Source organism: Rhizobium ecuadorense, assembly GCF_001187535.1.
Taxonomy (GTDB): domain Bacteria; phylum Pseudomonadota; class Alphaproteobacteria; order Rhizobiales; family Rhizobiaceae; genus Rhizobium; species Rhizobium ecuadorense.
This window is the reverse complement of the sequence record NZ_LFIO01001064.1, coordinates 1-249: the sequence shown is the minus strand read 5'-3', so window position 1 is coordinate 249 and position 249 is coordinate 1. Positions and strand designations below refer to the sequence as shown.

The 249-nt window shown below is 66.3% G+C and carries 1 protein-coding gene; it reads left to right on the top strand.

From position 1 onward, the window contains the following. Positions 1–249: hypothetical protein (locus AF337_RS18890; protein WP_152971138.1), on the top strand; the 249-nt coding region annotated here is incomplete at both ends.

The window sequence follows — 249 nt, the reverse complement described above, 5'->3', positions numbered from 1 at the left end:
GGCGCTTCGACACGCCGTTCGGCGCCGTCTATGCCACGAACATCACCCCGGACACTGAAAGCGGCATCGGCGCGTGGTCGTATCCAGCCTTCGAACGGGCCATGCGAGAGGGCGTCAGCCGCGACGGCCATCACCTCTATCCCGCCCATCCCTACACCTCGTTCGCGGCCGCCGAGGAAGCCGATCTTCAGGCGCTCTACGCCTACATGATGACGCAGGCGCGGGTCGCCGAAAAGGCGCCGGAGACAA